Origin of the sequence: Methylobacterium sp. UNCCL125, from assembly GCF_900116795.1 — a bacterium.
Lineage (GTDB): Bacteria > Pseudomonadota > Alphaproteobacteria > Rhizobiales > Beijerinckiaceae > Methylobacterium > Methylobacterium fujisawaense.
Genome location: NZ_FPBW01000012.1, coordinates 125,549 through 149,806, shown reverse-complemented (window position 1 = coordinate 149,806; position 24,258 = coordinate 125,549). Strand labels below are relative to the sequence as shown.

Below are 24,258 nucleotides of genomic sequence, written 5' to 3'. Positions count from 1 at the left end.
CATCCCGCTCTTGTCCACAGGCTGCGCGGCCCGGCGAAACGCCTTGGTAAGCCCCGTTCCCTCACGGTCCCGGCTCAGCCTGACAAGCCGAGTCCGGATGCGATGATGACCAGCCAGCAGCTCGCCGACGAACTGAAGCGGATCGCCACCACGCAGGTCAGCGACATCACCCGCGCGGTGAAGGAAGGCCAGAAGTCGATCGCGCTCAACGAGGTGCGGGACATGGCGCGGCGCCTCGTCCTGCTCGCGGACGCCTTCGATCCGAAATCCGCGGCTGAGAAGTCCGAACCCGTCGCCGAAGCCGTCGACGACGCCCAGGCCGCCTGACACCCGTTGCCGGCGGTGTCCCCGCCGGTCCCCTCCCAGGAGCGCTTCATGGTCCGCGCCCACTTCACCATCCGCCTCGGCAACGCTTCGCTCCCGGCCTCGGCGGCCCAGTGGGTCGAGGATGTCGAGGCCGCCCGGTCCACCGCGCGCACGATCGTGCAGGGGCTGATGCGCCAGCACGGCGGCGACCCGCGGCTGATGGAGGCGGCGATGGTGATCACCGACGACGACGGCGCCACGCTCCTGGAGATGTCCTTCTTCGACGCGCTGTACCTGCCGGTCGAGCCGGTCGCGGATGCCGACCGTCGCCGGCCGCGTGCGCCGCGCAAGGCCGCGCCGCTGGGTCTGACGGCCGCCCTCGGCCCGGTCCGGCGTCTTGCGGGCGCGCTGGGCATGCGCGCGCCTTCCCTGTCGGGCCGCTGAGACCGGCTCAGCCGAAGAGGTCGCTGACCACGAAGCCGCGCGGTGCGAGGCGCTCGGCCAGCACGCGCCGATGGCAGCCGGCCGGATCGCGCTCGAAGCACAGCAGGCAGATCGGGGCCCCCTCGGCCAGCGCGGCGAGCTCGTCGAGGGCCGCGAGGCCTGCGGCCGTGTCCAGCACCTCCTCGCAGTAGATCCGGCGCATCAGCGCCGCGTCCCCGGCCCGGGCCGCCTGCCGGCCGGATTTCGGTGTCCCAAGGCTGCGCAGATGCGCGTAGCCCAGGCCCGCCTCGCGCAGGGATGTGCCCAGCGCACCCTTCGAGAAGCCGCGCTTGCGTGAGTTCGCCACCGCCCGGACATCCGCCAGCGTTGCGACCCCCGCCGAGCGCAGGACCCCGACGAGGCGCTCCGAATCGAGGCCTTCGTAGCCTATGGTAAAGAGTTGCTTACTCACGGCGCCGTGTCCGGACTCGCGTTGCGGGACCGCGACTTAGCCGGATCTCGCCCTGTGAACCAACCGGGGATGGGCGCCGTATGTCGCGGGCAGGCAACGCGTCTCGGAATTCCGCCGCAATGATCGCAAAGCTCCGTTAACCGCGCCGGGGCCATCGAATACGCCTGTCTGTGGCGCTTCTTCGGTGGCGGGCTAAACACTGATGTCGCGGATTTCAAAACTTTCGCGGTCGCCGTTCGGGGAAGTCGCTCGGAGTCTGACCGACCGTCTGAAGCCGGCCCGGCGCCTCGCCGGGCGCTTCGCCGCCGCCGCCATCCTGGCCGGCCTCGCGGCCTGTGCCTCCAACAACGACTTCTATCCGACGAAGGGTGACGCCAAGCCCCATCCGGGCGTGGCCAAGGCCAAGCTCCACCCGATCCAGGGCATCGACATCTCGAAGTGGCAGGGCAACGTCGACTGGGCCTCGGTCCGGGCCGCCGGCACGCAGTTCGCCTTCATCAAGGCCACCGAGGGCGGCGACCACGTCGACGAGCGCTTCCGGACCAACTGGGACGGCGCGGCGCGGGCCGGCGTGCCGCGGGGCGCGTACCACTTCGTGTTCTGGTGCCGCTCCGCCAGGGAGCAGATGGACTGGTTCAAGCGGAACGTTCCGAACGACCCCACCGCTCTGCCGCCGGTCCTCGACGTCGAGTGGAACGGCCACTCGCAGACCTGCCCGAAGAAGCTGCCCAAGGCCCAGGCCCTGGCGATGGTCACCGAGATGCTGGAGGAGATGGAGCGCTACACCGGCAAGCGCCCGATCATCTACACCGACATCACCTTCCACAAGGACGTGCTGGAGGGCGAACTCCCGGACTATCCGCACTGGCTGCGCTCCACCGCGGCCGAGCCGGAGCAGCGGTTCGTCAACCGTAAGTGGATGCTGTGGCAGTTCACCTCGACGGGTCGGGTCCCGGGCGTGCGGGGTGACGTCGACCGCAACGCCTTCTACGGGACCCCGTCGGACTGGGCCTCGTTCCTGGCCACCGACTGCGATCCGCGCGAACACAGGAGACTCTCGGAGCAGGGTCTATGCACGGACAAGTAGATGAACGGGTGCAACGAAACCTAAGTTAGTTCGAGGGCGCAGCCTGCGGGGTATGGCTGGCGAGTCCGCACGCTGACGGGCGCATATCCGTGAGGGTCCTGACGGGACCCTCTCTGCCGCATCTCGCCGCCCCATGCCGATCGAACCTGCCGCCTCCACCGGCAACCTGCTCCTCGACGCGCTTTCGGGTTCGGACCGCGCGCTGATCGAACGCGATCTGGAACCGGTGACCGTCGCCAGGGGGGACACGATCCTCACGGCTGACTCCGGCGCGAGCCCTGTGATCTTTCCCTGTGACCAGACCGTTGTCGCTCTGGTCGTCGCCACCCACGACGGCCGGATGGCGGAGACCGCGAGCGTCGGTCACGACGGGGCGGTCGGCGGGATCATCGGCCAGGGCCGGCTGCCGAACGCCGTCAGCGGGCTGGTGCAGGTGGGCGGGCGGGTGCTGCGCCTCGACGCGGACCGCCTGCGGGAGGCCGAGCGCCGATCCGCGACGTTCCGCGATCTGTTCGCCCGCTATGCCGATTGTTTCCTGGCTCAGCTGCTCCTGATCGGAGCCTGCAACGCCGTGCACCCGATCGAGCAGCGCTGCCTCCGCTGGCTGCTGTCGTTGCAGGACCGGACCGGCGGCGACACCCTTCCGGTCACCCACGAGCTGATGGCCGCGATGCTCGGCGTCCAGCGGACCTACCTCACCCGGATCCTGCGGATGCTGCAGGAGCAGGGACTCCTCCGGGCGGAGCGCGGGCGCATCACGATCGTCGATCGCCGGGCGGTCTCGGCCGCCGCCTGCGCCTGCCACGCCCGCGTCCGGCTCCATTGCGAGGCGGTGCTCGGCGCGGTGTACGGGCCCGATGGTCCGCGCCGGGCCGCACCGGACGCGGATGCCGGGCCGGTGTCGCGAACGGCCTGAGGGGCCGGAGCGCGGTCAGTCGACGACGGGCACGCAGACCGGCGCTGCGAGGCCCGGGACCGACGCCACCACCACGTCGATCCCGTAGATCAGACGCAGGAGCGCCGGGGTGACCGTGGCGGCGGACGGCCCGTCGGCGACGAGGCGGCCCCCGTGCAGGGCGACGAGGCGGTCGGCGCAGAGCAGGGCGTGGCCGGGATCGTGCGTCGAGAACAGCACGGCGATGCCGGCCTGGGCGAGGCGGCGGATCTGCCCGAGGACGCGGGCCTGATTGCCGAAATCGAGGCTCGCGGTCGGCTCGTCCATGATCAGCAGCCGCGGCTCCCCGCTCAGCGCCCGGGCGATCAGGGCGAGCTGCCGCTCGCCGCCGCTGATCTCGGTGTAGACCGTGTCGGCCAAGTGCCCGATCCCCAGGGCGTCGAGGGCCTTTTCGGCCGCCGCCGCGTCGGACGGGCCGGGCGCGGCGAACGGGCCGATCCGGCTCGCCCGGCCCATCACGACGACCTCCCGTACGGTGAACGGGAAGAAGGCCGCATGCGCCTGGGGGACGGCGGCGACCATGCGGGCGATGGCGCTGCGCGACAGCCGGGACAGGTCGGTGCCGCCGAGGACGATGCGACCGCCCCGGGCGGGCAGCAGCCCGAGCAGCGTCTTGAACAGGGTGGTCTTGCCGCCGCCGTTCGGCCCGATGAGACACAGCACCTCGCCCGCGGCGAGGTCGAACGACACGCCGCTTCCGACGATGCGGCCGCCGTAGCCGAAGGCGAGGTCCCGCACGTGGAGCAGCATCACGCGAAGCCCCGGCGCCCGGACGCCAGCAGCCAGAGGAAGAACGGGGCCCCGACCAGGGCCGTCAGGATGCCCAGCGGCACCTCGACGGTTCCCATATTCCGCGCGATCAGGTCGACCAGCACGAGGTAGCCCGCTCCGAGCGCCAGCGAGGCCGGCAGCAGCCGGCGGTAATCCGGCCCGACCAGCAGCCGGGCGATGTGCGGCACGATCAGCCCGATCCAGCCGATGACCCCGGTCATCGCGACGGCCGCCGCCGTGATCAGGGTCGCGCCGGCGATCAGGACCGGGCGCAGCACCCGCGTCTCCACGCCGAGGGTCCGCGCCTCCGCGTCGCCGAGGCTCATCAGGTTCATGCGCCAGCGCAGCAGGACGAGGGGCACGAGGCCGATCAGCATCATCGGCAGGGTGGCGGCGACGTCGCCCAGGGTGACCGAGGACAAGCTCCCCAGCAGCCAGAATGTGATCGCCGGCAGCTGGTTGTAGGGGTCGGCCAGCACCTTCAGGAGCGAGATGCCCGCCCCGAGCACCGCGCCCACCGCCACCCCCGCCAGGACCAGGGTCAGGACCGGATCGTGCCGCCGCACGGCGAGGCCGACGCCGTAGACCGCGGCGACGGCGCCGAGCCCGCCCAGGAAGGCCAGGAGCTGGATTGGCGCCACGGGCAGGCCGAGATAGATCCCGAGCACGGCGCCGAGCCCTGCGCCGGCCGACACGCCGAGGATGTCGGGCGAGACCAGCGGGTTGCGGAACAGGCCCTGGTAGGTCGCCCCGGCCGCCGACAATGCTGCGCCGACCACCAGAGCGGCGATCACCCGGGGCAGCCGCACCTGCATCACCACGGTCTCCGCCGCGGCCGGCGCGCGCAGGGGCAGGCCGAGCAGATGGTGCCCGAGGATTGCGGCAAGGTCCGCGGGCGCGACCGGATACTGGCCGACCGCCAAGGCGAGCACGGCCAGCGCCACCAGAGCCAATCCGGACAAAAGCGCCGCGGAAATCCGCAGGCGGCTGCGGGTGCGAAGCCCGATCGCCTCGGCCGCAGCCGGGATGTCGCTCATTTCGGCGCGTCCGGTTCCGCGCCCGCGAGCCTCGGTCCGAGGAGCGCGGCGACCTGATCGCCGTCGAGATCGACGTGGTAGAAATCCCGGTAGAAGGCGCGCACCACGTCGGGCATCGGTTCCGGGAACAGGTCCGGGTGGAGCCGGGCCGCCAGCCAGCGCAGGCCGATCAGGCGGTTGACCCCCGGAGGCGCGTCGAACCACGGGAACGGCTGAAGCGGCGCCACGTAGATCCGCCCCGTCTGGACGGCCCTGATGGTCCGCCACAGCGGGTCGGTGCGCAGCCCGGCCGCGAAGGCCGGGTCGAGGGTGACGATCACGTCCGGGTTCCAGGCAAGGACCTGCTCGGGCGAGACGTTGCCGAGGCGACCGCCGCCGTCCTGCGCGACGTTGCGGCCGCCCGCGGCCTCCACCAGCTCGGTGTTGATCGATCCGGCGAAGCCCGTCTCCAGGCCACGCGGGCCGCGCGCGTAATAGACCCGGGGCCGCCGGTCCTCGGGGAGCGTCGCCACGGCGCGGTCCACCCTGTCGGCGAGAGCCTTGGCCTCGGCCGCCAGGGCATCCGCCGCGGATTGCCGGCCCAGCGCGGCGCCGAGCTGCCGGTAGGCTTCCGGACTCTTCGCGAAGCTGCCGTCGAGGAGGATGTAGGGAATCCCGGTCTGCGCCTGGATCCGGTCGGCGAGGGACGCGTAGGTCGGCCCGAGGCTCCCCGAATCGACGATCAGGTCGGGCTTGGCGGCCAGGACCGCCTCGACATTGGCCGTGCCGCCCCGTCCGGTCAGGCGGCCATAGGCCGGCAGCGTTCGGGTCCGGGGCTCGAGGAAGGGCAGCGCCTCGGGATGCGGTGCGGTCACCCAGCCGGCCATCAGGTCCGGCGCCAGGGTGTAGAGCAGCACGGCGGCCGGCGGCCCCGCGGCGAGCACCCGCCCGATCCTTTCGGGAAGCTCGACCGTGCGGCCGGCCGCATCCGTGAACGGACGCGCCGCGGCCGCCCCGGATGCCACCAGCAGCAGGATCAGCGCCGCGGCCAGGGATGCCCGGCGACCGGGGCTCGATAGCATCAGACGGATGTCCGTTCGAGGATCTCGATCAGCGCGCCGTCCGGTCCCTCCACGAAGGCGATCCGCAGGCCGGGCCCGCGCTCGGTGATGCCGGTCCGCACCGTCACGCCCCGGGCGGTGAGATCGGCCATCGCCGCCTCGATGTCGGCGACGCGCAATCCGACATGCTCGATCCCGAGGCAGGGCGTGGTCGCCGCGGGCGCGATCTCGGCCGGGGCCTGCTCGATGAAGACGGCGAGGCCGCCGAGGTCGAGCACGACACGCTGCACCGGATCCGTGCCGACGCGCTTCACCTCGCGGGCTCCGAACGTCGCGATGTAGAAGGATGCGGCCGCGACGGCGTCGCGGCTGCGCAGGTGGAGGTGGTCGCAGGCGTAGTGCATCGGCTCTCCGGCCTCGGGTGATTCCGGCGCGAGCGGCCTCCGGCCCTATCGTCGGAGGCGCCGGTCGGCGCCGCCTCCGACGATAGGGCCGGCCCGCAGCCGCGGCGAGATCGGCCGCTTGACGTTCGGCACGAACCCGCAGACTTTCGCCGACTGGACCGTTGCAGGGATGCAACATCCATCCCACATCCGGCTGGCGAAGCGATATCGCACAGCCAACCGCACAGCCAAGAGATCCATGCGCAATCCCTACGACGTGCTGGGCGTGGCCAAGGGGGCGAGCGAGGCCGAGATCAAGAAGGCCTATCGCAAGCTCGCCAAGGACTTCCACCCCGACCGCAACAAGAACGACGTGAAGGCCAAGGACCGTTTCGCCGAGGCGAACTCGGCCTACGAGATCCTGGGCGACGCCGAGAAGCGCAAGCAGTTCGACCGCGGCGAGATCGATGCCGAGGGCAAGCCGCGCGCGACCGGCTTCGAGGGGTTCGGCGGCTTCGGCGGCGGCCGCGGGGGCAATTTCGACTTCGAGCACATGGCCCGCGCCCAGCGCGGCGGCGGCATGGGCGGCGGCGGGATGGGCGAGGACATCTTCTCGCACATCTTCGGCGAGGCCTTCCGCGCCGGCGGGGCCGGACCGGGCGGTCAGCGCCAGCCCGCCAAGGGCGAAGACGTCGCCGCGGAGCTGTCGGTGACCCTGGAGCAGGTCGCCAGCGAGGAGAAGCTGCGCCTCGCCTTGCCCACCGGCCGGGAGGTCGACGTGATGATCCCCCGTGGCGTGATCGACGGCCAGACCATCCGGCTGCGCGGTCTCGGCCAGAGCGGCGGCCTCCGGGGTGAGCCGGGCGACGCCCTGCTGACGATCCGGATCCGCCCGCATCCGCGCTTCACCGTCGAGGGGGCCGACCTGCGCACCACCGTCGATGTTCCCCTGGAGGATGCCGTGCTCGGCGGGACGATCCGCGTGCCGACGCTCACCGGCGTCGTCGAGATGAAGATCCCGGCGATGACGAGTTCCGGCCGCACCTTCCGCCTACGCGGCAAGGGCCTGCCGAAGAAGGACGGCACCCCCGGGGACCTGTTCGCCACCACGGCGATCGTCCTGCCGGAGGGCGAGGATGCGGCCCTGGCGGACTTCGCCCGCAGCCGGCGTGCCGCCAAGGCGGCCTGACGGCCTCGCGAACCGGACACCGAGGCCGGCTTGACGGCGCTCGGTGTCGCCCCGGACTTCCGTCGCCGGGCCGCCTCCGCTAAGGAGGCCCCCCGGCCCCGAAAGGGGTCGCGCGGCTTCGGGATCGATCATGGCGGAACACGGGCAGGGCCTTCTGGCGGGCAAGCGGGGCATCGTCCTCGGGGTCGCCAACAACCGCTCGATCGCCTGGGGCATCGCCCGCAGCGCCCGCGCCCACGGCGCCGAACTCGCCTTCACCTATCAGGGCGATGCCCTGCGCAAGCGGGTCGAGCCCCTCGCCAAGGAGCTCGACGCCCACGTCATCGGGCATTGCGACGTCACCGAGGCGGCCACGATCGACGCGGTCTTCGCGGAAGCCGCGAAGGTCTTCCCCGACGGGATCGATTTCGTCGTCCACTGCGTCGCCTTCTCCGACAAGGACGAGCTGACCGGCCGCTATATCGAGACCTCCGAGGACAACTTCACCAAGTCGCTCCTGGTCTCGTGCTACTCGTTCACCGCCGTGGCCCAGCGTGCCGAGAAGATCATGCGCCCGGGCGGCTCCCTCGTGACGCTGACCTATTACGGCGCCGAGAAGTGGATGCCGCATTACAACGTGATGGGCGTAGCCAAGGCGGCGCTGGAGGCGTCGGTGCGCTACCTCGCGGCCGATCTCGGCCCGAAGAACATCCGGGTCAACGCGATCTCGGCGGGCCCGATCAAGACCCTCGCCGCCTCCGGGATCGGCGATTTCCGCTACATCCTGAAGTGGAACGAGTACAACGCGCCCCTGCGCCGGACCGTGACGATCGGGGAGGTCGGCGAGACCGCGTCCTACCTCGTCTCCGACATGGCGGCGGGCATGACCGGCGAGATCCTCCACGTGGATGCCGGCTACCACGTCGTCGGCATGAAGAATCCCGAGGCCCCGGACCTCACCCTCGACAAGGATTGAGGCGCGCTCCGTCACCGCACGCGCCGCGCGCGGCCAGACGGCTTTTCGCACGATCCGATCGGATCGGGGTCAATCCTCATCCGCGTCGGCGAAGTCCCCCGAGAGCTTGAGCCCGTCGATCCAGGTCTCGCCGTCACGCTTGATGACGGTGCGCGGCCGGACGCGCCCGTGCTCCGCGATCCCCGCGGCCAGCCGCTCCGAATGGGTCACGAGCCAGACCTGGGTGCGTTCTGCGGCCCGCGCGATCAGCCGCGCCAGCGGATCCATGAGATCGGGATGCAGGCTGGTCTCGGGCTCGTTCAGGGCGATGAACGGCGGCAAGCGGTATCCGAGCAGGGCGCCCGCGAGGGCGAGGTAGCGCAGGGTGCCGTCCGACAGTTCCGGCGGATCGAAGATCCGGACGGGGAAGTCGGGCAAGCGCAGGCCGAAGCTGGCGTGACGGCCCGGCTCGGGGATGACGAGCCCCGCACCCGGGAAGGCGGCGTCGACGGCCTCGTCGATCTCGGCGGTGTCCTGCCGGATATGCGCCAGGGTGGCGAAGACGGCGGCGAGGTCCGAGCCGTCCGAGGCCAGCGTCGGCGTGGTCACCGCGAGGCAGGGCCGGCGTAGGGGCGAATCGGCATCCGTCCGGAAATCGTGGTGGAAGCGCCATCCCGCCAAGGCGAGGCGGACCAGGGCGATCTCGGGAAGCCCTGTGGCGTCGAGGAGGCTGCCCAGCGCGGTCTCGGTCGCCAGCAGATCCCCGCCAAGGGAGCGTTTGGCGCCCGCCTCGTCGCGGACGAAGCCGCTGCGCCCGTCGCGATCGAGGAGTACGGCCGTGCGACCGCGGGTGCGGACCGTCAGGCGCTCGGCCTTCACCTGCGGTTCCTTCCGAAAGGCCGCGCCGAAAATCGAGTCGCCGGCCTGCTGCACCAGCCCGACCTCCACGGCGTAGTGGAAGTCCTGGCCGGTGCCGTCGTGGCGCAGGGTGGCCGACAGGCAGATCCGCGCGGCCTCGCCCTGCCGACGGCGACCCGCCCACAGGGCCGAGTCCATCCCGCCCTCCGCGGCGAGATCGCGGGTGAGCGTACCCCGGGCCGCCGCCTGCAGGAGCTCGAGCGAGCGGTACAGGTTGGTCTTGCCCGTGCCGTTGCCCCCGACGAAGACCGACAGCCGATCGACCGGGAAGCTGATCCGCCGCAGCGAGCGGTAGCCCGAGACCGCGATTTCCCGAACCACCAGCATCTCGGGCCTCCCCCCGTCAGTCGGGCACCGTGAGATCCGCGATGCCCTTCGAGGCCTCCGGGAATCGCGGATCCATGGCCTCCAGTGTATCGGCCACGGTCCGGGCAATCACGTAGTTGCGGAACCACTTGTGGTTGGCTGGCACCACCAGCCAGGGCGCATGGGGCGTCGAGCAGCGGCCGAGGGCGTCCGCGAAGGCCTGCTGGTAGGCATCCCAGGACTTCCGCTCGACCAGATCGGCGGGATCGAATTTCCAGCGCTTCTCCGGATCGGCGATCCGGGCCTCTAGGCGCTTCTTCTGCTCGGCCCGGGAGATGTGCAGGAAGAACTTGATCACGGTTGTGCCGGACTCGGTGAGCAGGCGCTCGAAGTCGTTGATGCGGCCGTAGCGGCTCTGCCAGACCGCATCCGGCACGAGGCCCTTCACCCGCACCACCAGCACGTCCTCGTAGTGGCTGCGGTTGAACACCCCGATCATCCCGCGTCCCGGCACGCGGGCGTGGTAGCGCCACAAGAAGTCGTGATCGAGTTCCTCGCTCGAGGGCACCTTGAACGAGGCCACGGTGCAGCCCTGCGGGTTCACGCCCTGCAGGACCGAGCGGATCGTCCCGTCCTTGCCGCCGGTATCGATCGCCTGTAACACCAGCAGCAGGCTGCGGGCGCGTTCGGCATAGAGGCGCTCCTGGAGGGCGACGATGCGCGCCCGCTCCCCGGCCAGGGCCTCCTTCGCCCAGGCCTTGTCCAGCCCGCCATCGGCGTCGGCCTCCACCGCGGAGAGGTCGAAGGCCGCGCCCGGCTCCACCGTGACGATGCCCGGGGCGGCGAGGATGGGGATCTGGCGGTGGCCGTCCAGGGCGGCCGGGACGGTTCCGGCGATCGTGTCCGCGGAACCCGCCCAGCGGGCCGTCGACGGGCGGGGCGGCCGGGGCGATCCATGCAGGTCTGCCTCACCTGTCATGTCATCGGGACGTTTGTGGCCGCGATGATGCTTGCCGTGCTTCTTGGACATGGGGCAGGACCTGTATCCGGATATTGCCGACCGACGGCGAGAACGGCCGGCGATCCAGGCCGTTCCGGATTCCTGCGCAGGACGGGGTTGAGACGGTTGGGTACGATCTACTTCATCCGGCACGGCCAGACCGCCTGGAACGCCGAGGGACGCCTCCAGGGCGGGCGCGACACGGACCTCAACGCCCAGGGCGAGGCGCAGGCGGCGGCCGTCGCGGAACGCCTCGCCGCGGCGGCGGGGGCGACGCTGGCGGAGGCCGACTTCGTCGCGAGCCCGCTCAAGCGCACCCGGCGCACCATGGAGATCCTCCGGACGGCCCTCGGCCTGCCGCCGGCGGCGTACCGCACCGATCCGCGCCTGCGCGAGATCGGTTTCGGCAGCTGGGAGGGCTCCACCTGGGCGGAGATCCGCCGCCGCGACCCGGCGGGGGCGGCCGGCCGCGACCGGGACCGCTGGCATTACCGTCCGCCCGGCCTCGGCGCCGAGAGCTACGCCGCCCTAGTCGAGCGCGTCGGCCCGATGATCGCGGCCCTGGAGCGGGATACGGTGGTCGTCGCCCATGGCGGCGTGGCACGGGCGGCCCTCGTCGCCCTCGGTCATCTCGACATCTACGCCGCGCCCCGCCTCGGAATCCGGCAGGGCGAGGTCCTGATCCTCGAGCCCGGTGGCTGGCGCTGGGCTTGATCCCGTGCGCCTGCGCAGTGCAAGGCCGCCTCGATAACGGCATGATCGGCAGGCTATAGGGCGGCGGCCAGGAGAGGCGCCGGCTCGAGCGGCCGGCCAGCGGAGCAGCGGATGAGCGACGTCGCCGAAAAGACCCGGCCCGGCCCGGTGGCCGGGGAGCGCGACCGTCCCGGGGACGCGGCGATCCTGCGCGGCGACCACCGGCCCGACCTGATCCGCGACGAGGTCCTGGCCGAGATCTTCCTGCACGCCGCCGAGACCCGGCCCAACCATCCCTGCCTCGTCGACGGCGCCCGCGTGGCGGCCGGCGGCGTCCACCCGCACCTGACCTACGCGGAGGTCGCCGCCCGGGCCGGCCGGATCGCCGCCGGCCTCGCCCATCGCGGCATCGGCCCCGGCGACGTCGTCGGCCTGTGGATGGCCCGCGGCCCGGACCTCCTCGTGGCGCAGATCGGCATCACGATGTCGGGGGCGGCGTGGCTGCCCTTCGACGCCGAGGCGCCGGCCGATCGGGTCGGCGTGTGCCTCACCGATGCGAGCGCGAAGGCGCTGCTGGTCTCGCCGGCGCTGGCGGCCGCGGCGCCCGACGGGACGCCCGCCCTGACGCCCGCCGATCTCGACGCGGGGACGCCCGCCGATGCGCCCGAGCCGGACCCGCGCGCCGCCGGACTGACGCCCGAGCATCCCGCCTACCTGATCTACACCTCGGGCTCGACCGGCGTGCCCAAGGGCATCGTCATCAGCCACGCCAACATCTGCCACTTCCTCCGGTCGGGGAACGCCCTCTACGGCATGCGCGCCGACGACGTGGTGTTCCAGGGGGCCTCGGTGGCCTTCGATCTCTCGATGGAGGAGATCTGGGTCCCGTACCTCGTGGGCGCGACCCTGTTCGTGGCGAGCCCCGCCATGATGGGCGACCTGGAATCGCTGCCGGGCATCCTGGAGGCGGAGGGGATTACGGTGCTCGACACCGTGCCGACGCTGCTGGCGATGATCTCCGGCGACCTGCCGCGGGTCCGCCTCGTCCTGCTCGGCGGCGAGGCGCTGCCCGAGCCGCTGATCGCCCGCTGGGCGACGGGCGGGCGCCAGCTGTTCAACACCTACGGGCCCACGGAGGCCACCGTGGTGGCGACCGCCGCCGAGATGCGGCCCGGCGAGCCGGTGACCATCGGCGGCCCGATCCCGAACTATTCCGTCTCTGTCGCCGGCGAGGACCTCGCCCTGCTCGGCCGCGACCAGCAGGGCGAGCTGCTGATCGGCGGCCCCGGCGTGGCGCGGGGCTACCTCGCCCGTCCGGAGCTGACGGCGGAGAAGTTCATCGCCAACCCCTTCGCGTCGGACGGGACCGATCCGGTGCTCTACCGCTCGGGCGACGCGGTCTCCCTCGATGCCGAGGGCCGGATCGTGTTCCACGGCCGGATCGACGACCAGGTGAAGATCCGCGGCTTCCGCGTGGAGCTGGGCGAGATCGAGTCCCGGATCCGGGCGGTGCCCGACATCAACCAGGCCGCCGTCGTGCTCCGGCAGGACGACGGCGTCGACCGCCTCGTCGCCTTCCTGATCCCGGAGCGCGGCCGCGCCATCGACGCCGCGGCCCTGCGCCGGACGCTTGCCGGGCAGATGCCGCCCTACATGGTGCCCGGCCATTTCGAGGTGGCCGAGACGCTCCCGCGCCTGACCTCCGGCAAGGTCGACCGCAAGGCGCTGAAGATCGCCCCGCTGACGGTGGTGGCCGCCGACGGCGAGCAGGAGCCCCCCGCCAACGAGACCGAGGCGGCCCTCGTCGCGGCTGCCAAGCAGGTCTTCGGCAACCAGCCGATCGCCCTCGAGGGCGATTTCTTCGCCGATCTCGGCGGGCATTCCCTGCTCGCCGCCCGCTTCGTCTCGGCGGTGCGCGAGAACCCGCCGCTCGCCGGCATCACCCTGCCGGACGTCTATGCCCTGCGCACGATGCGGGCCATGGCGGACGCGCTGATCGCCCGCACGGGCGGGGTGGGCGCCGGGGCCGCGACCCGTGACCTGAGCTTCGAACCGCCGCCGCTGCTGCGCCGGGCGCTGTGCGGCCTCGCGCAACTCGTCGCGCTGCCCTTCGTCATCGCCCTGGCCACTGCGCAATGGCTCGGCATGTTCGTGACCTACCTGCTGCTCACCGGCGGCGGTCTCAGCTTCTTCGCCGAACTCGGGGTGCTGCTCCTCGTCTACGTGGCGATCAACGGCGTGACCGCAGTGGCCGCGGTGGCCGGCAAGTGGCTGATCCTCGGCAGGACCAAGCCGGGCCGCTATCCGCTCTGGGGCACCTATTATTACCGCTGGTGGCTCGCGCAGCGGTTGGCCCCGCTGGTCCACGTGAAGTGGCTCCAGGGTTCGCCGGCCATCGCCATCTACCTGCGGCTGATGGGCGCCCGGATCGGGCGTGACACCCTGATCTCCGACATCGAGATCGGCGCGCCCGACCTCCTGTCCATCGGTGACGGCGCGTCGCTCGGCGGTCGCCTCGTCATCGCCAACGCCGAGATCGTCGGCAACGAGCTTGTCATCGGCCGGGTCGAGATCGGCGCGGATGCGGCGGTGGGAACCTCCTGCGTCATCAGCCACGACACGGTGATCGGGCCGCAGGCGGAGATCGCCGACCTGACCACGATCCCCGTGGGCTCGCGGGTCGGGGCGGCCGAGCGCTGGGACGGTTCACCCGGCCGCAAGGTCGGGATGGCGGACCCCTCGGACCTGCCCGCGCCCGCCGAGGCCTCCTTCGCGCGCCGCAGCGCCTTCATGGCGGCCTATGTCGTCCTGCTCGGCGCGATCCCCGCGGTCGGCCTGCTGCCGATCTTCCCGGCCTTCTTCATCTTCGACCAGATCTCGGATTCGTTCTCCGACATCACCGACGTCGACTACCACTGGTACCTGCCGATCCTCACCTGGCCCACGGCCATGCTGATGACCGCCGGCACGGTGCTGCTGATCGCCGGCATCCGCTGGATCGTGCTGCCGCGGACGCGCTCGGGCACCTACTCGGTCCATTCCCTGTTCTACCTGCGGAAATGGTCGCTGGCGCTCGCCGTCGAGGTGACCCTGGAGACGCTCTCGTCGCTGTTCGCGACCGTCTACATGCGGGCCTGGTACCGGCTGATGGGCGCCAATATGGGCCACGGCGCCGAGATCTCGACCAACCTCGCGGGCCGCTACGATCTCGCCGAGGTCGGCGCGAAGAACTTCGTCGCCGACGAGGTGGTGTACGGCGAGGAGGAGATCCGGCGCGGCTGGATGCACCTGGAGCCAACCCGCACCGGGGCGCGGGTCTTCGTCGGCAACGATGCCGTGGTGCCGCCGGGCGCCGTCATCCCCGACGACGTGCTCATCGGCATCAAGTCGAAGCCGCCCGAGAATGCCGCCATGAGCCCCGGCGAGACGTGGTTCGGCTCCCCGCCGATCCGGCTGCCGGCCCGCCAGAAGGTCGATCTCGGCTCGACCGCCCAGACCTACGAGCCCGGCGCTTGGCCGAAGATCCGGCGCGGCGTGTTCGAGGCCTTCGCGACCTCGTTCTCGCCGATGCTCTACATCACCCTCGCGATCACGGTGATCGACTGGTACTTCTACCCGGCCATCCTGGAGCAGGACTGGTGGGGGTTGGCCTTCAGCTTCGTCGCGGCGAGCGTCGCCATCGCGCTGATCCAGTCTTCCGCCGTCATCGCGATGAAATGGCTGCTGATGGGCGTCTACAAGCCCGGCATGCAGCCGATGTGGTCGTGGTGGGCGATGCGCACCGAGGCGATCGCCGTGGCCTATTGGGGACTCGCCGGCAAGGTGCTGCTCGAGCATCTCCAGGGCACGCCCTTCCTGCCCTGGGTGCTGCGGCTGTTCGGGGTGAAGGTCGGCAAGGGGGTGTGCATGCTCACCACCGACATCACCGAGTTCGACTGCGTCACCATCGGCGACTACGCCACCATCAACCGGGTCTCGGCGCTGCAGACGCACCTGTACGAGGACCGGATCATGAAGATCGGCCGCGTCGTCGTCGGCCGGGGCGTCTCGGTGGGCGCGTTCTCGACCGTGCTGTACGATACGAAGGTCGGCGATTTCGCCCGCCTGCGTCCGCTCACCATCGTCATGAAGGGCGAGTCGATCCCCGCCAACACCGAGTGGGAGGGGGCGCCCGCGGTGCCGGTGATCCACCGCGCCTGACCGTGGCCCCGGTCAACGGATCTTGGCGGTGTACTAGCTCGTCTACAAGCGAGTGATGCCGCCAAGCTAACTTATTGTAATGTCTAGCCTGCGATATTAGTATAGATTGAGATGCCGAGCCGTTCCCCCAGCAATGCCGGGATGGGACGGCGCCATCGTTCGAGCCGAGGATCGACAGTCGTCCGTGCAACTCGATCCCGCGACTCTGCTGGTCGTCAGCGCGGCGACGACCTTTCTGGTCGGCGTGTTGTTCATGGCCTCATGGCGGCAGGCTCCCGGATCCCGGACGCTCGCCCTCTGGGGCATGGCGCACCTCGTCGGGGCGGCCGGGTCGGCCGGCCTCGCGTTGCGCAATCAGATCCCCGATCTGATCTCGGTGGGCTTGGCCAACGCGGTGGTGCTGGCTGCCTACGGCCTCATCTGGAGCGGAGTCCGTACCTTCGAGCATCGCGAGCCACGGACGGGCGTCGCGATGGCGGGTGCCCTCGGATGGTGCGTCCTGTGTCTGATCCCGGCCTTCTATGCCGCGATCGAGGCCCGCATCCTCTACGCCTCGGCCGTGGCGGCCCTCTATTGCGGCGCTGCGACCGCGGAGATCTGGCGCGGTCGCGCCGAGCAACTCGCCTCCCGGATCGCGGCCGCGACCATTCTCGGCCTGCACAGCGCCTTCTACGTCCTGCGGATCCCCGCGACCGTCATGGCGCCGCCGCAGCCGGGCCTGAGCCCGCTCGCCTCTCCCTGGGTGGCGATCCTGTGCTTCGTCACTCTGATGTTCTCCATCGCCTCGGCCTTCACCTTCATGGCGCTGGTCAAGGAGCGGGCCGAGCGCGAGCAGCGAATCGCCGCCTCCACGGACGCCCTCACCGGGGTGCGCAACCGCCGGTCCTTCACCAGGGCCGCCGAGCGGGCGATGGCCGAGTATCCCGACGTCGCCCTGCTGCTGTTCGACCTCGACCGGTTCAAGGCGGTGAACGACCGTTACGGTCATGGGGTCGGCGATGCGGTCCTGATGGGCTTCTGCGCCATGGCGACGTCGCTCTTGCCCAAGGAGGCGCTGCTGGGCCGCCTGGGCGGCGAGGAATTCGCCTGTCTGCTGCCGGACGTCTCGCCCGCCGAGGCGCTCGGTCGGGCCGAGGAACTGCGCCGGACGTTCGCGCAGCTTCACGTCCCCGAATTGCCGGGCCTCAGCGTCAGCGTCAGCATCGGGATCGCGCAGGCCCGGCCCGGGGTCGCGTTCGATGCGCTGATGCAGCGGGCCGATGCGGCGCTCTACGCCGCCAAGGAGGGGGGGCGCGACCGGGTCGCCGTGGCGGAAGCGGTCGCGGTCCGCGCCGCCTGACGCGCGGCCGGGTCGCTCACGCCAGGGCGCGGGCCGCCTCGGAGACCTTCCGCACCGACGTGTCGACGACGGCCGCCGAGGCCGCGATCTCCGCCATGGCGGCGTGAACGGCCGCGACGCTCTGCGCGGCGGCCTGCATGTTCTCGGTCATGTCGCGGGTCACCGTCGCCTGTTCGGTCACGGCTGACGACACGCTCAGCGAGAGCGCACTCAGCTGTTCGATCGTCCCACCGATCCCGTCGATCGCCGCGACCGCCCGCGCGGTCTCGGCCTGCACGGCGGCGATCTGGGTGCCGATCTCTCCGGTCGCCTTTGCGGTCTGCCCGGCGAGGGCCTTCACCTCGGCGGCCACCACGGCGAAGCCCCTGCCGGCCGCCCCGGCCCGGGCCGCCTCGATGGTGGCATTCAGCGCCAGCAGATTCGTCTGGTCGGCGATGGAACGGATCAGGCTCACCGCCGCTCCGATCCGGTCGGCGGCGCCGGTGAGGCCCACGACGATCGCAGCCGCCTCCTCGGCGCGGGAGACGACCAGATCGACGGACGATTTCGCCTGCAGCGCGTGACGGCTCAATTCCTCGATGGAAGCGGCGAATTCCTCCGAACCGGCCGCGACCGCTTCGACATTGTGGGTGGTCTGGCTCGACGCTTCCGCTGTGTCGTCGGCCTGCCGGACGACCCGGCTCATGGACTCGCGGATCGCCGCGATATCGGCATCGATGGCGCGCTGGCTCTCGGCCCGGCGCTGCCGATCCTCGACCTGCCGGGTCACGTCGGTGGCGAACTTGACCACCGCGCAGGGCTTGCCGTCGGTGTCGAGGATCGGGTTGTAGGCACCGAAGATCCAGACCGTGCGGCCGCCCTTTCCGATCCGCCGAAACTCCCCGGCCTGATACTCGCCGTTGCCGAGGGCGGTCCAGAACGCGGCATAATCCGCGCTCGCCGCCTCGGCCGGCGGCAGGAACATCCGGTGATGCCGCCCGCGGATTTCCTCCAGGGTGTAGCCCAGGGTGGCCAGGAAGTTCGCGTTGGCGTCCACGATCGTGCCGTCGAGGGCAAAGCTGATCGTCGCCTGCGAGCGGTCGAGGGCCGCGATCTGGCCGGCGTAGAGCGCGTTGCGGGCGCGCTCCGCGGTGATGTCGGTGGCGAGCTTGACCACCTTGATCGGCTTGCCGCGTCGATCGAGGATCGGATTGTAAGACCCCTGGATCCAGACAATCCGGCCGGACTTGGTCAGGCGGGGGAAGGCGCGGGTCTCGTGCCGGCCGGCGCGCAGCCCGTCCCAGAAGGCGGCATAGTCCGAACCCGACCGCTCGGATTCCGGCGCGAACAGGCTGTGATGCCGGCCCCGAACCTCTTCGAGGGTGTAATCGACGAGCGCGAGGAAGATCGCGTTGGCATCGGTGACCATGCCGTCGAGATCGAATTCCACGCGGGCCATCGTCCGATCGATGGCCGCGAGCAGGGCGTTGTCGCGAGAACCAAATATCGCCATTTGAAAACGTCCCTGTCTGTTTTTATTTATGAATTATATTGATTTCGCAGCGATTAATTTGATCGCAGGCGCGCCGTTTCATCTGTGTTAAAGCCTAGCTTAGAGTATTGCAAATCTGTTTCACTTTGGTCAATCGGCTTGTCGGCGCCTTAAAGATGGCGGATCATTTGGTGATTTTATTTGTTTCGGTCATTATTCATGTGTATTTGGATCGAGAAATACCGCAAATGGCTCATTCGATTGGATTTCGGGCCATCGTGCGCTGAGGTACTCAACCGGATGGCGCGGCTCGCGGTCTGCGCTAGGACGGGGCGAACGTCGACGGGCCGATCCAAGTCGGTCGAGGCGACTGTCGGCACGGCACTGACTGGAGGTCGGACATGGACGAAGACACCCGGATCGATCGCCTGGAGATCCGTTTGACCGAGCAGGACGCGACGATCGAGGATCTGAACCGCACCGTGACCGAGCAATGGCGCGTCATCGACCGGTTGGTGCGGCAACTGGACATGCTGCGGGAGCAGGTCGAGGAGGCGGCCGCCCGGGCGGCGCCGCGGGGGCTGGAGCCGCCGCCGCCCCATTACTGACAGAGGGAGCCGGCGCGCCGGGGTGCGACGCGCCGGCCCGCGCGTCAGAAGTTCGCCTGCGTGACGAACTTGGTGACCAGGTAGGCGTCGAGCGCCTCCGGGCCGCCCTCGCTGCCGTAGCCCGAATCCTTGACGCCGCCGAACGGCGTCTCCGGCAAGGCGAGGCCGTGGTGGTTGATCGAGATCATGCCGCTCTCGACCGCGTTCGACACCCGCGCCGCCCGCTCGGCGGAGCGGGTATAGGCGTAGGCCGCGAGCCCGTAGGGCAGACGGTTGGCCTCGGCGAGCGCCTCGCCGTCGTCGGAGAACCGGTTGATCATCGCCAGGGGCCCGAAGGGCTCCTCGTTCATGATCCGGGCGGTCAGCGGCACCTCGGTAAACACCGTCGGCTCGAAGAAGTTACCCTGGTTGCCGATGCGCTTGCCGCCGGCGCGCAGCGTCGCGCCGCTCGACTCGGCGTCCGCCGCCAGCGCCGTGACGGCGTCGAGGCGCCGCCCGTGGACCAGCGGTCCCATCTTGGTCTCGGGATCGAGCCCGTCGCCGACCTTCACGGCCTTGGCGAAATTGGTGAAGCCCTCGACGAAGCGGTCGAAGACCGAATCGTGCACGAGGAAGCGGGTCGGCGAGACGCACACCTGGCCGGCGTTGCGGAACTTCGAGGGGGCCAGGACGGCGACCGCCTTCTCCACGTCGGCGTCGCCGAACACGATCGCGGGGGCGTGGCCGCCGAGCTCCATCGTGGCCCGCTTCATGTGTTCGCCCGCGAGCGCCGCGAGCTTCTTGCCGACCACGGTCGAGCCGGTGAACGAGATCTTCCGGATCACGGGATGCGGGATCAGGTAGGCCGAAATGGTCTCCGGGTCGCCGTAGACCAGCGAGAGCGCGTCCCCCGGGATGCCGGCATCCAGGAAGGCGCGGACCAGGGCGGCGCAGCTCGCCGGCGTGTCCTCGGGACCCTTCAGGATCACCGTGCAGCCGGTGCAGAGCGCCGCCGAGATCTTGCGCACCGCCTGGTTGATCGGGAAGTTCCAGGGGGTGAAGCAGGCCACCGGGCCGACCGGCTCGCGCACCGCCACCTGCAGCACGCCGTCGGCGCGGGCCGGGATGACGCGGCCGTAGGCGCGCTTACCCTCCTCGGCGAACCAATCGATGATGTCGGCCGCCGCCAGGGTCTCGACCCGCGACTCGGCCAGCGGCTTGCCCTGCTCCAGGGTCATGGTCCGGGCGATCTCGTCGACCCGCGCGCGCAGGAGGTCGGCGGCTTTCCGCATCACCTTGGCGCGCTCGAAGGGCGCGACGCTGCGCCAGGCCGGGAAAGCGCGGGACGCGGCCGCCAGGGCCTCGTCGAGATCCGCCGTGGTGGCGACGGCGCACCGGCCGATCGTCTCACCCGAAGCCGGGTTCAGGACTCCCAGGGTCTCCCGGTCGGCACCCGCGCGCCAGCGCCCGGCGATGTGAAGCTCGGTATCCGGATACATCGGTCGATTCCCGCTCGGCCGCACCATCGGCCGCAGGCGGACTGTGCCGATGTGGCGCGCCCGGGCAATCCCCGCGGCGGCATAGCTGGAACCGTCTGTATTCAGGCGGCGGCGCGGGCGGGCTCCGGTGCCTGGACAAGGGTCGCGGTCCCGTGGCGGGCGCGGAGGGTCGCGCCTTTCGGGACCACCTGCCATCCCTCACGGCAGCCATCGATCGGCTCCGACACCACCACGATGCCCCCCGGCCCCTCGCGGAAATACAGGCTCGGCGGCCGGCCATCGCAGGCCCAGCGGTAGGCGGTGAGCGTCTCGCCATCCGTAAGCAGCGCGGTGAAGCGCAGCGGCTCGCTGACGCTGGCGGCTTCCATCAGCTCGCGCACGGTCTTGAGCGTCCGCGCCATCGCGCCGACGGGATCCTCCTCGAGGCCGTTGGCGAGTGCCAGCAGGAAAATCGCCTCCGAGTCCGTGCTGCCCCGACGGTGGTCGTAATAGGTATCCGGGATCAGCGCTTCGAGCCGCCGCTTGATCCGGTGGTAGCCGCCGATCTGACCGTTATGCATGAACAGGTGCCGGCCGTAGACGAACGGGTGGCAATTCGCCCGGGCCGTGGCGGTCCCGGTCGACGCACGTACATGCGCGAAGAACGTGCGTGCCCGCACCTGCCCACACAGGTTCACCAGATTTTCGTCCGACCAGGCCGGGGAAATGTCGCGATAGACCCCCGGCTCGGGCCGCTCGGCGTACCAGCCGATGCCGAAGCCGTCGCCGTTGGTTTCGGTCTTCCCCTCGTCGGCGTGCAGAGACTGATGCACCAGCGAGTGGGTCGGCGCGCAGACGAGGTCGGAGAGGAAAACCGGCTCACCGCTATAGGCGAGGAAACGGCACATGACGGACGATGATCCTTCAGCTCAGGTCCACGTACGATCCCGCGCAACGCCCCTCGGAGGGTGGAGACGTTCCGCCGCAGGACGTTAACAGTCGGTCCACTCCGGTGAACAGTTTCTTAACCGGTCGGAAACTGCGCCATTTTCGTGCGTTCCGCATGAAATCGGTGCCGCTTGATCGCAGGGCAGGCATTCGCCGGCGCGGCGACGCGACTCTTGTGAGCCGTCTCATGAAGGGTCAGCATGGCCAAATCGGGGAATCAGAACGCCGCCCAGGAGGCGGTCGCCCGAAGCGGGGCAAGGCACCAACAGCAGGAGACTTTTATGGATTGCGCAGTGCCCGACGGATCCGCCCCCGTGGCTCTCGTCGTGGAGGACGATGCGGCCGTGCGCGATCTCGCCACCGCGGTGCTCGAAGAAACCGACCTCGGAGTCATTGCCTGCGAAAGCGCGGAGGCGGCCCTGTCCGTGCTGGAGCGCTCCGACGTGACGGTGGCGTTGCTCTTCGCCGACGTGCGGTTGCCCGGTGCGATGGACGGGGTGACCCTGGCCCAGGCCGTCAAGCGGCGCTGGCCGGACGTGCGCGTGGTCGTGACCTCCGGCGCGGGCCGGGATGCGCGGCTCCCCGACCAGGCGGTCTACATGCAGAAGCCGTGGCGGGCCCTCGACGTGCTGGTCCAGGCCGAGCACGCGACCATGGCCGCCAAGGCTGCCTGAGCCCGGCGCGCTGACGCGATCCCTTCACGTCTTCGCGCGTTCAGCGACGCGACCAGGGCTGCGTGACGTCTCCTGACGTGGCGCCACCCCGGTTCACGTGGCGCATGCAAGGACGGCGGCATCGCCGGAACGTGCCCGTCCGACGTCTTCGCTGGCCCGCTGTCTCGCCCGGCTGCTGCGCGCCGCAAAGAAAAAGCCCGGCCGCTCGCGCGGGCCGGGCTCTTTCACAACCGATGTGACGTCGCTCAGGCGGCGGGAGCCGGGCTGACCGGGGTCTGACCCGAGGCGTTGCCGCCCTGAGCCGGCGCAGCGGACGGCGACGGGAAGCCGGGACGACGGCTGCCGGCGGGGAAACGGGGCTTCGGCTTCGGCGCGGCGATCAGGCCCTCGCGGATAGCGGTCTTGCGAGCCTGCTTGCGGGCGCGGCGCACCGCCTCCGCCTTCTCACGGGCCTTGCGCACGGACGGCTTCTCATAAGCCTTGCGCTGCTTCATCTCGCGGAAGATGCCCTCGCGCTGCATCTTCTTCTTGAGGACGCGGAGCGCTTGATCGACGTTGTTGTCGCGAACGAGTACCTGCAACGGACTTGATCCTCTGGACCTGAAGTTCTGGGTTCACGCGGCCCGCCGCCGATCTGGAAACCGGCAACGTCCCTCGCCCGGGATGAACCCGAGGGGGACGGGAACGTCGGTTTCCGAATCGGCGTGGAGCTCACGCCTTGACGGGGCTATTACACCAAGCGCGCACCAGTTCCAACCTGCCCGCGCGATCCATCTGCGTCTGCGTCGTGCTAGGTTGCGCGGATGAGACACGACGACTCGCAGCAATTCGCCAGCGACAACTATTCCGGCATCTGCCCGGAAGCCTGGGGAGCCATGGAGGCGGCCAATCGCGGCCACGCCCCGGCCTACGGCGAGGATGCCTGGACGGCCAAGGCGGCGGACGCGTTCCGGGACCTGTTCGAGACCGAATGCGAGGTGTTCTTCGCCTTCAACGGCACCGCCGCCAACGCCTTGGCCCTGGCCGCGCTGTGCCAATCCTACCACAGCGTGATCTGCGCCGATTCGGCCCATGTGGAGACCGACGAGTGCGGCGCGCCGGAATTCTTCTCCAACGGCTCCAAGCTGCTCACCGTCCGGACCGAGGGCGGCAAGCTCACGCCGGAGGCGATCCGCGGGCTCGCCCAGAACCGCAGCGACATCCACTTTCCGCGGCCTCGGGTGGTGACGATCACGCAGCCCACCGAGACGGGACAGGTCTACAGCCTCGCCGAGCTGCGGGCGCTGTCGGCGACCTGCCGCGAGCTGGGGCTCGCCCTGCACATGGATGGGTCTCGCTTCGCCAATGCCTGCGCGAGTCTGGGCTGCAGCCCCGCCGACATGACGTGGCGGTCGGGTGTCGATGTCCTGTGCTTCGGCGGGACCAAGAACGGCATGCATGCCGGCGAGGCGGTGGTGTTCTTCGACCGCAAGCTCGCCGAGGATTTCGGCTACCGGTGCAAGCAGGCCGGCCAACTCGCGTCGAAGATGCGCTTCCTCGCCGCCCCCTGGGTCGGCATGCTGGAGAGCGGCGCGTGGCTGAGGAATGCGGCCCACGGCAATGCCTGCGCCCGGCACTTCGCCGACTCCGTCGCCGGGCTGCCGGGGGTGCGGGCGCTGTTTCCCGTGGAGGCGAACGCCGTCTTCCTGACGATGCCGGCCGCCACGATGGAGGGCCTGCGCGCCCGGGGCTGGCGGTTCTACACCTTCATCGGCGGCGGGGCGCGCTTCATGTTCGCCTGGGATGCCCGCCCCGAGCGGGTGGACGAGCTGGTCCGGGACCTGCGCACGCTGGCGGCTGCGGCGGCCTGACGGGGTGGACATGGGGGTGCAGAGCCGCCCCACCGAAGGTGTTTCGCGCGCTGGTGTCTGGTTTTCCTGAGGAGCGTCAAGACGCTGGCGCGGCCCGCGCACGGTCGTCCTCGCGAGCGCAGCGAAGCAACCCCGTCTCGCGCGACGCCTGCCGATGTCGTGCAGCCCTGGGTCGCTTCGCTGCGCTCGCGATGACG

Annotated in this window: 23 protein-coding genes; 12 read left to right on the top strand and 11 right to left on the bottom strand. The window is 70.5% G+C overall.

Going from position 1 to position 24,258, the window contains the following annotated elements; translation table 11 throughout:
- Positions 1-102: 102 nt before the first annotated feature.
- The gene (locus BM396_RS14235; RefSeq protein WP_075381396.1) at positions 103-327 is read left to right on the top strand and encodes a hypothetical protein; all 225 of its coding nucleotides are present in this window, start codon (positions 103-105) and stop codon (positions 325-327) included.
- Between the two features lie 48 nt (positions 328-375).
- Complete coding sequence (locus BM396_RS14230; protein WP_043381776.1) at positions 376-750, top strand: DUF6894 family protein; 375 nt, start codon at positions 376-378, stop codon at positions 748-750.
- A gap of 7 nt (positions 751-757) precedes the next feature.
- Here the strand turns inward: BM396_RS14230 and BM396_RS14225 are convergent, their stop codons facing one another.
- Positions 758-1,201, bottom strand: coding sequence for a DUF488 domain-containing protein (locus BM396_RS14225; protein WP_043354156.1), 444 nt, complete (start codon positions 1,199-1,201; stop codon positions 758-760).
- A 202-nt stretch (positions 1,202-1,403) separates the two neighbouring features.
- Here BM396_RS14225 and BM396_RS14220 point away from each other — a divergent pair, with 202 nt between their 5' ends.
- Together BM396_RS14220 and BM396_RS14215 are read left to right on the top strand one after the other, a co-directional pair.
- Complete coding sequence (locus BM396_RS14220) at positions 1,404-2,288, top strand: glycoside hydrolase family 25 protein (protein ID WP_051044925.1); 885 nt, start codon at positions 1,404-1,406, stop codon at positions 2,286-2,288.
- Positions 2,289-2,421: 133 nt separating this feature from the next.
- Positions 2,422-3,204, top strand: coding sequence for a Crp/Fnr family transcriptional regulator (locus BM396_RS14215; RefSeq protein ID WP_043354158.1), 783 nt, complete (start codon positions 2,422-2,424; stop codon positions 3,202-3,204).
- A gap of 15 nt (positions 3,205-3,219) precedes the next feature.
- On the opposite strand, the gene BM396_RS14210 is transcribed toward BM396_RS14215, so the two are convergent.
- From BM396_RS14210 to BM396_RS14195, 4 genes are read right to left on the bottom strand one after another with little or no spacing between them, the layout of a single operon-like run.
- Entirely contained in the window at positions 3,220-3,993 is a 774-nt protein-coding gene (locus BM396_RS14210; RefSeq protein WP_043381775.1) for an ABC transporter ATP-binding protein, read from the bottom strand.
- A complete protein-coding gene (locus BM396_RS14205) occupies positions 3,993-5,051 on the bottom strand; it encodes a FecCD family ABC transporter permease (RefSeq protein ID WP_043381773.1) in 1,059 nt (352 codons plus the stop codon). The genes BM396_RS14210 and BM396_RS14205 overlap by 1 nt, the downstream gene beginning before the upstream one ends.
- Positions 5,048-6,112 (bottom strand): iron ABC transporter substrate-binding protein, encoded by a 1,065-nt coding sequence (locus BM396_RS14200; protein WP_043381771.1) that lies wholly within the window; start codon positions 6,110-6,112, stop codon positions 5,048-5,050. The genes BM396_RS14205 and BM396_RS14200 overlap by 4 nt, the downstream gene beginning before the upstream one ends.
- Positions 6,112-6,495: a VOC family protein gene (locus BM396_RS14195; protein WP_043354164.1), complete on the bottom strand. Its 384-nt coding sequence runs from the start codon at positions 6,493-6,495 to the stop codon at positions 6,112-6,114. The genes BM396_RS14200 and BM396_RS14195 overlap by 1 nt, the downstream gene beginning before the upstream one ends.
- Before the next feature lie 238 nt (positions 6,496-6,733).
- On the opposite strand from BM396_RS14195, the gene BM396_RS14190 reads away from it, so the two are divergent.
- Together BM396_RS14190 and fabI are read left to right on the top strand one after the other, a co-directional pair.
- A complete protein-coding gene (locus BM396_RS14190; RefSeq protein ID WP_043381768.1) occupies positions 6,734-7,663 on the top strand; it encodes a DnaJ C-terminal domain-containing protein in 930 nt (309 codons plus the stop codon).
- Between the two features lie 130 nt (positions 7,664-7,793).
- Entirely contained in the window at positions 7,794-8,618 is an 825-nt protein-coding gene (gene fabI / locus BM396_RS14185) for an enoyl-ACP reductase FabI (protein ID WP_043381765.1), read from the top strand.
- Positions 8,619-8,687: 69 nt separating this feature from the next.
- On the opposite strand, the gene BM396_RS14180 is transcribed toward fabI, so the two are convergent.
- Positions 8,688-9,842 (bottom strand): AAA family ATPase, encoded by a 1,155-nt coding sequence (locus BM396_RS14180; protein WP_043381764.1) that lies wholly within the window; start codon positions 9,840-9,842, stop codon positions 8,688-8,690.
- A 16-nt stretch (positions 9,843-9,858) separates the two neighbouring features.
- Positions 9,859-10,851: a polyphosphate kinase 2 family protein gene (locus tag BM396_RS14175; protein WP_043381761.1), complete on the bottom strand. Its 993-nt coding sequence runs from the start codon at positions 10,849-10,851 to the stop codon at positions 9,859-9,861.
- Positions 10,852-10,947: 96 nt separating this feature from the next.
- On the opposite strand from BM396_RS14175, the gene BM396_RS14170 reads away from it, so the two are divergent.
- From BM396_RS14170 to BM396_RS14160, 3 genes are all read left to right on the top strand, one after another.
- Entirely contained in the window at positions 10,948-11,535 is a 588-nt protein-coding gene (locus tag BM396_RS14170; protein WP_043353469.1) for a histidine phosphatase family protein, read from the top strand.
- Between the two features lie 111 nt (positions 11,536-11,646).
- Positions 11,647-15,714: a Pls/PosA family non-ribosomal peptide synthetase gene (locus BM396_RS14165; protein ID WP_091994833.1), complete on the top strand. Its 4,068-nt coding sequence runs from the start codon at positions 11,647-11,649 to the stop codon at positions 15,712-15,714.
- A 184-nt stretch (positions 15,715-15,898) separates the two neighbouring features.
- Positions 15,899-17,053 (top strand): GGDEF domain-containing protein, encoded by a 1,155-nt coding sequence (locus BM396_RS14160; protein WP_043381756.1) that lies wholly within the window; start codon positions 15,899-15,901, stop codon positions 17,051-17,053.
- A gap of 16 nt (positions 17,054-17,069) precedes the next feature.
- On the opposite strand, the gene BM396_RS14155 is transcribed toward BM396_RS14160, so the two are convergent.
- On the bottom strand, positions 17,070-18,545 hold the full coding sequence (locus BM396_RS14155; protein WP_043381754.1) for a methyl-accepting chemotaxis protein: 1,476 nt from the start codon (positions 18,543-18,545) through the stop codon (positions 17,070-17,072).
- Positions 18,546-18,925: 380 nt separating this feature from the next.
- Here BM396_RS14155 and BM396_RS14150 point away from each other — a divergent pair, with 380 nt between their 5' ends.
- Complete coding sequence (locus BM396_RS14150; RefSeq protein WP_043353476.1) at positions 18,926-19,132, top strand: SlyX family protein; 207 nt, start codon at positions 18,926-18,928, stop codon at positions 19,130-19,132.
- 44 nt (positions 19,133-19,176) lie between these two features.
- Here BM396_RS14150 and BM396_RS14145 read toward each other — a convergent pair whose 3' ends face one another.
- Positions 19,177-20,610 (bottom strand): NAD-dependent succinate-semialdehyde dehydrogenase, encoded by a 1,434-nt coding sequence (locus BM396_RS14145; RefSeq protein WP_043381751.1) that lies wholly within the window; start codon positions 20,608-20,610, stop codon positions 19,177-19,179.
- Between the two features lie 101 nt (positions 20,611-20,711).
- The gene (locus BM396_RS14140) at positions 20,712-21,497 is read right to left on the bottom strand and encodes a class II glutamine amidotransferase (RefSeq protein WP_043353480.1); all 786 of its coding nucleotides are present in this window, start codon (positions 21,495-21,497) and stop codon (positions 20,712-20,714) included.
- A gap of 321 nt (positions 21,498-21,818) precedes the next feature.
- Between BM396_RS14140 and BM396_RS14135 the strand changes: the two genes are divergently transcribed.
- Complete coding sequence (locus tag BM396_RS14135) at positions 21,819-22,211, top strand: response regulator (RefSeq protein WP_043381749.1); 393 nt, start codon at positions 21,819-21,821, stop codon at positions 22,209-22,211.
- Positions 22,212-22,456: 245 nt separating this feature from the next.
- On the opposite strand, the gene rpsU is transcribed toward BM396_RS14135, so the two are convergent.
- Positions 22,457-22,792 (bottom strand): 30S ribosomal protein S21, encoded by a 336-nt coding sequence (rpsU, locus tag BM396_RS14130; RefSeq protein ID WP_043381746.1) that lies wholly within the window; start codon positions 22,790-22,792, stop codon positions 22,457-22,459.
- Between the two features lie 222 nt (positions 22,793-23,014).
- Between rpsU and BM396_RS14125 the strand changes: the two genes are divergently transcribed.
- Positions 23,015-24,061, top strand: coding sequence for a threonine aldolase family protein (locus BM396_RS14125; RefSeq protein WP_043347325.1), 1,047 nt, complete (start codon positions 23,015-23,017; stop codon positions 24,059-24,061).
- Positions 24,062-24,258 lie beyond the last annotated feature (197 nt).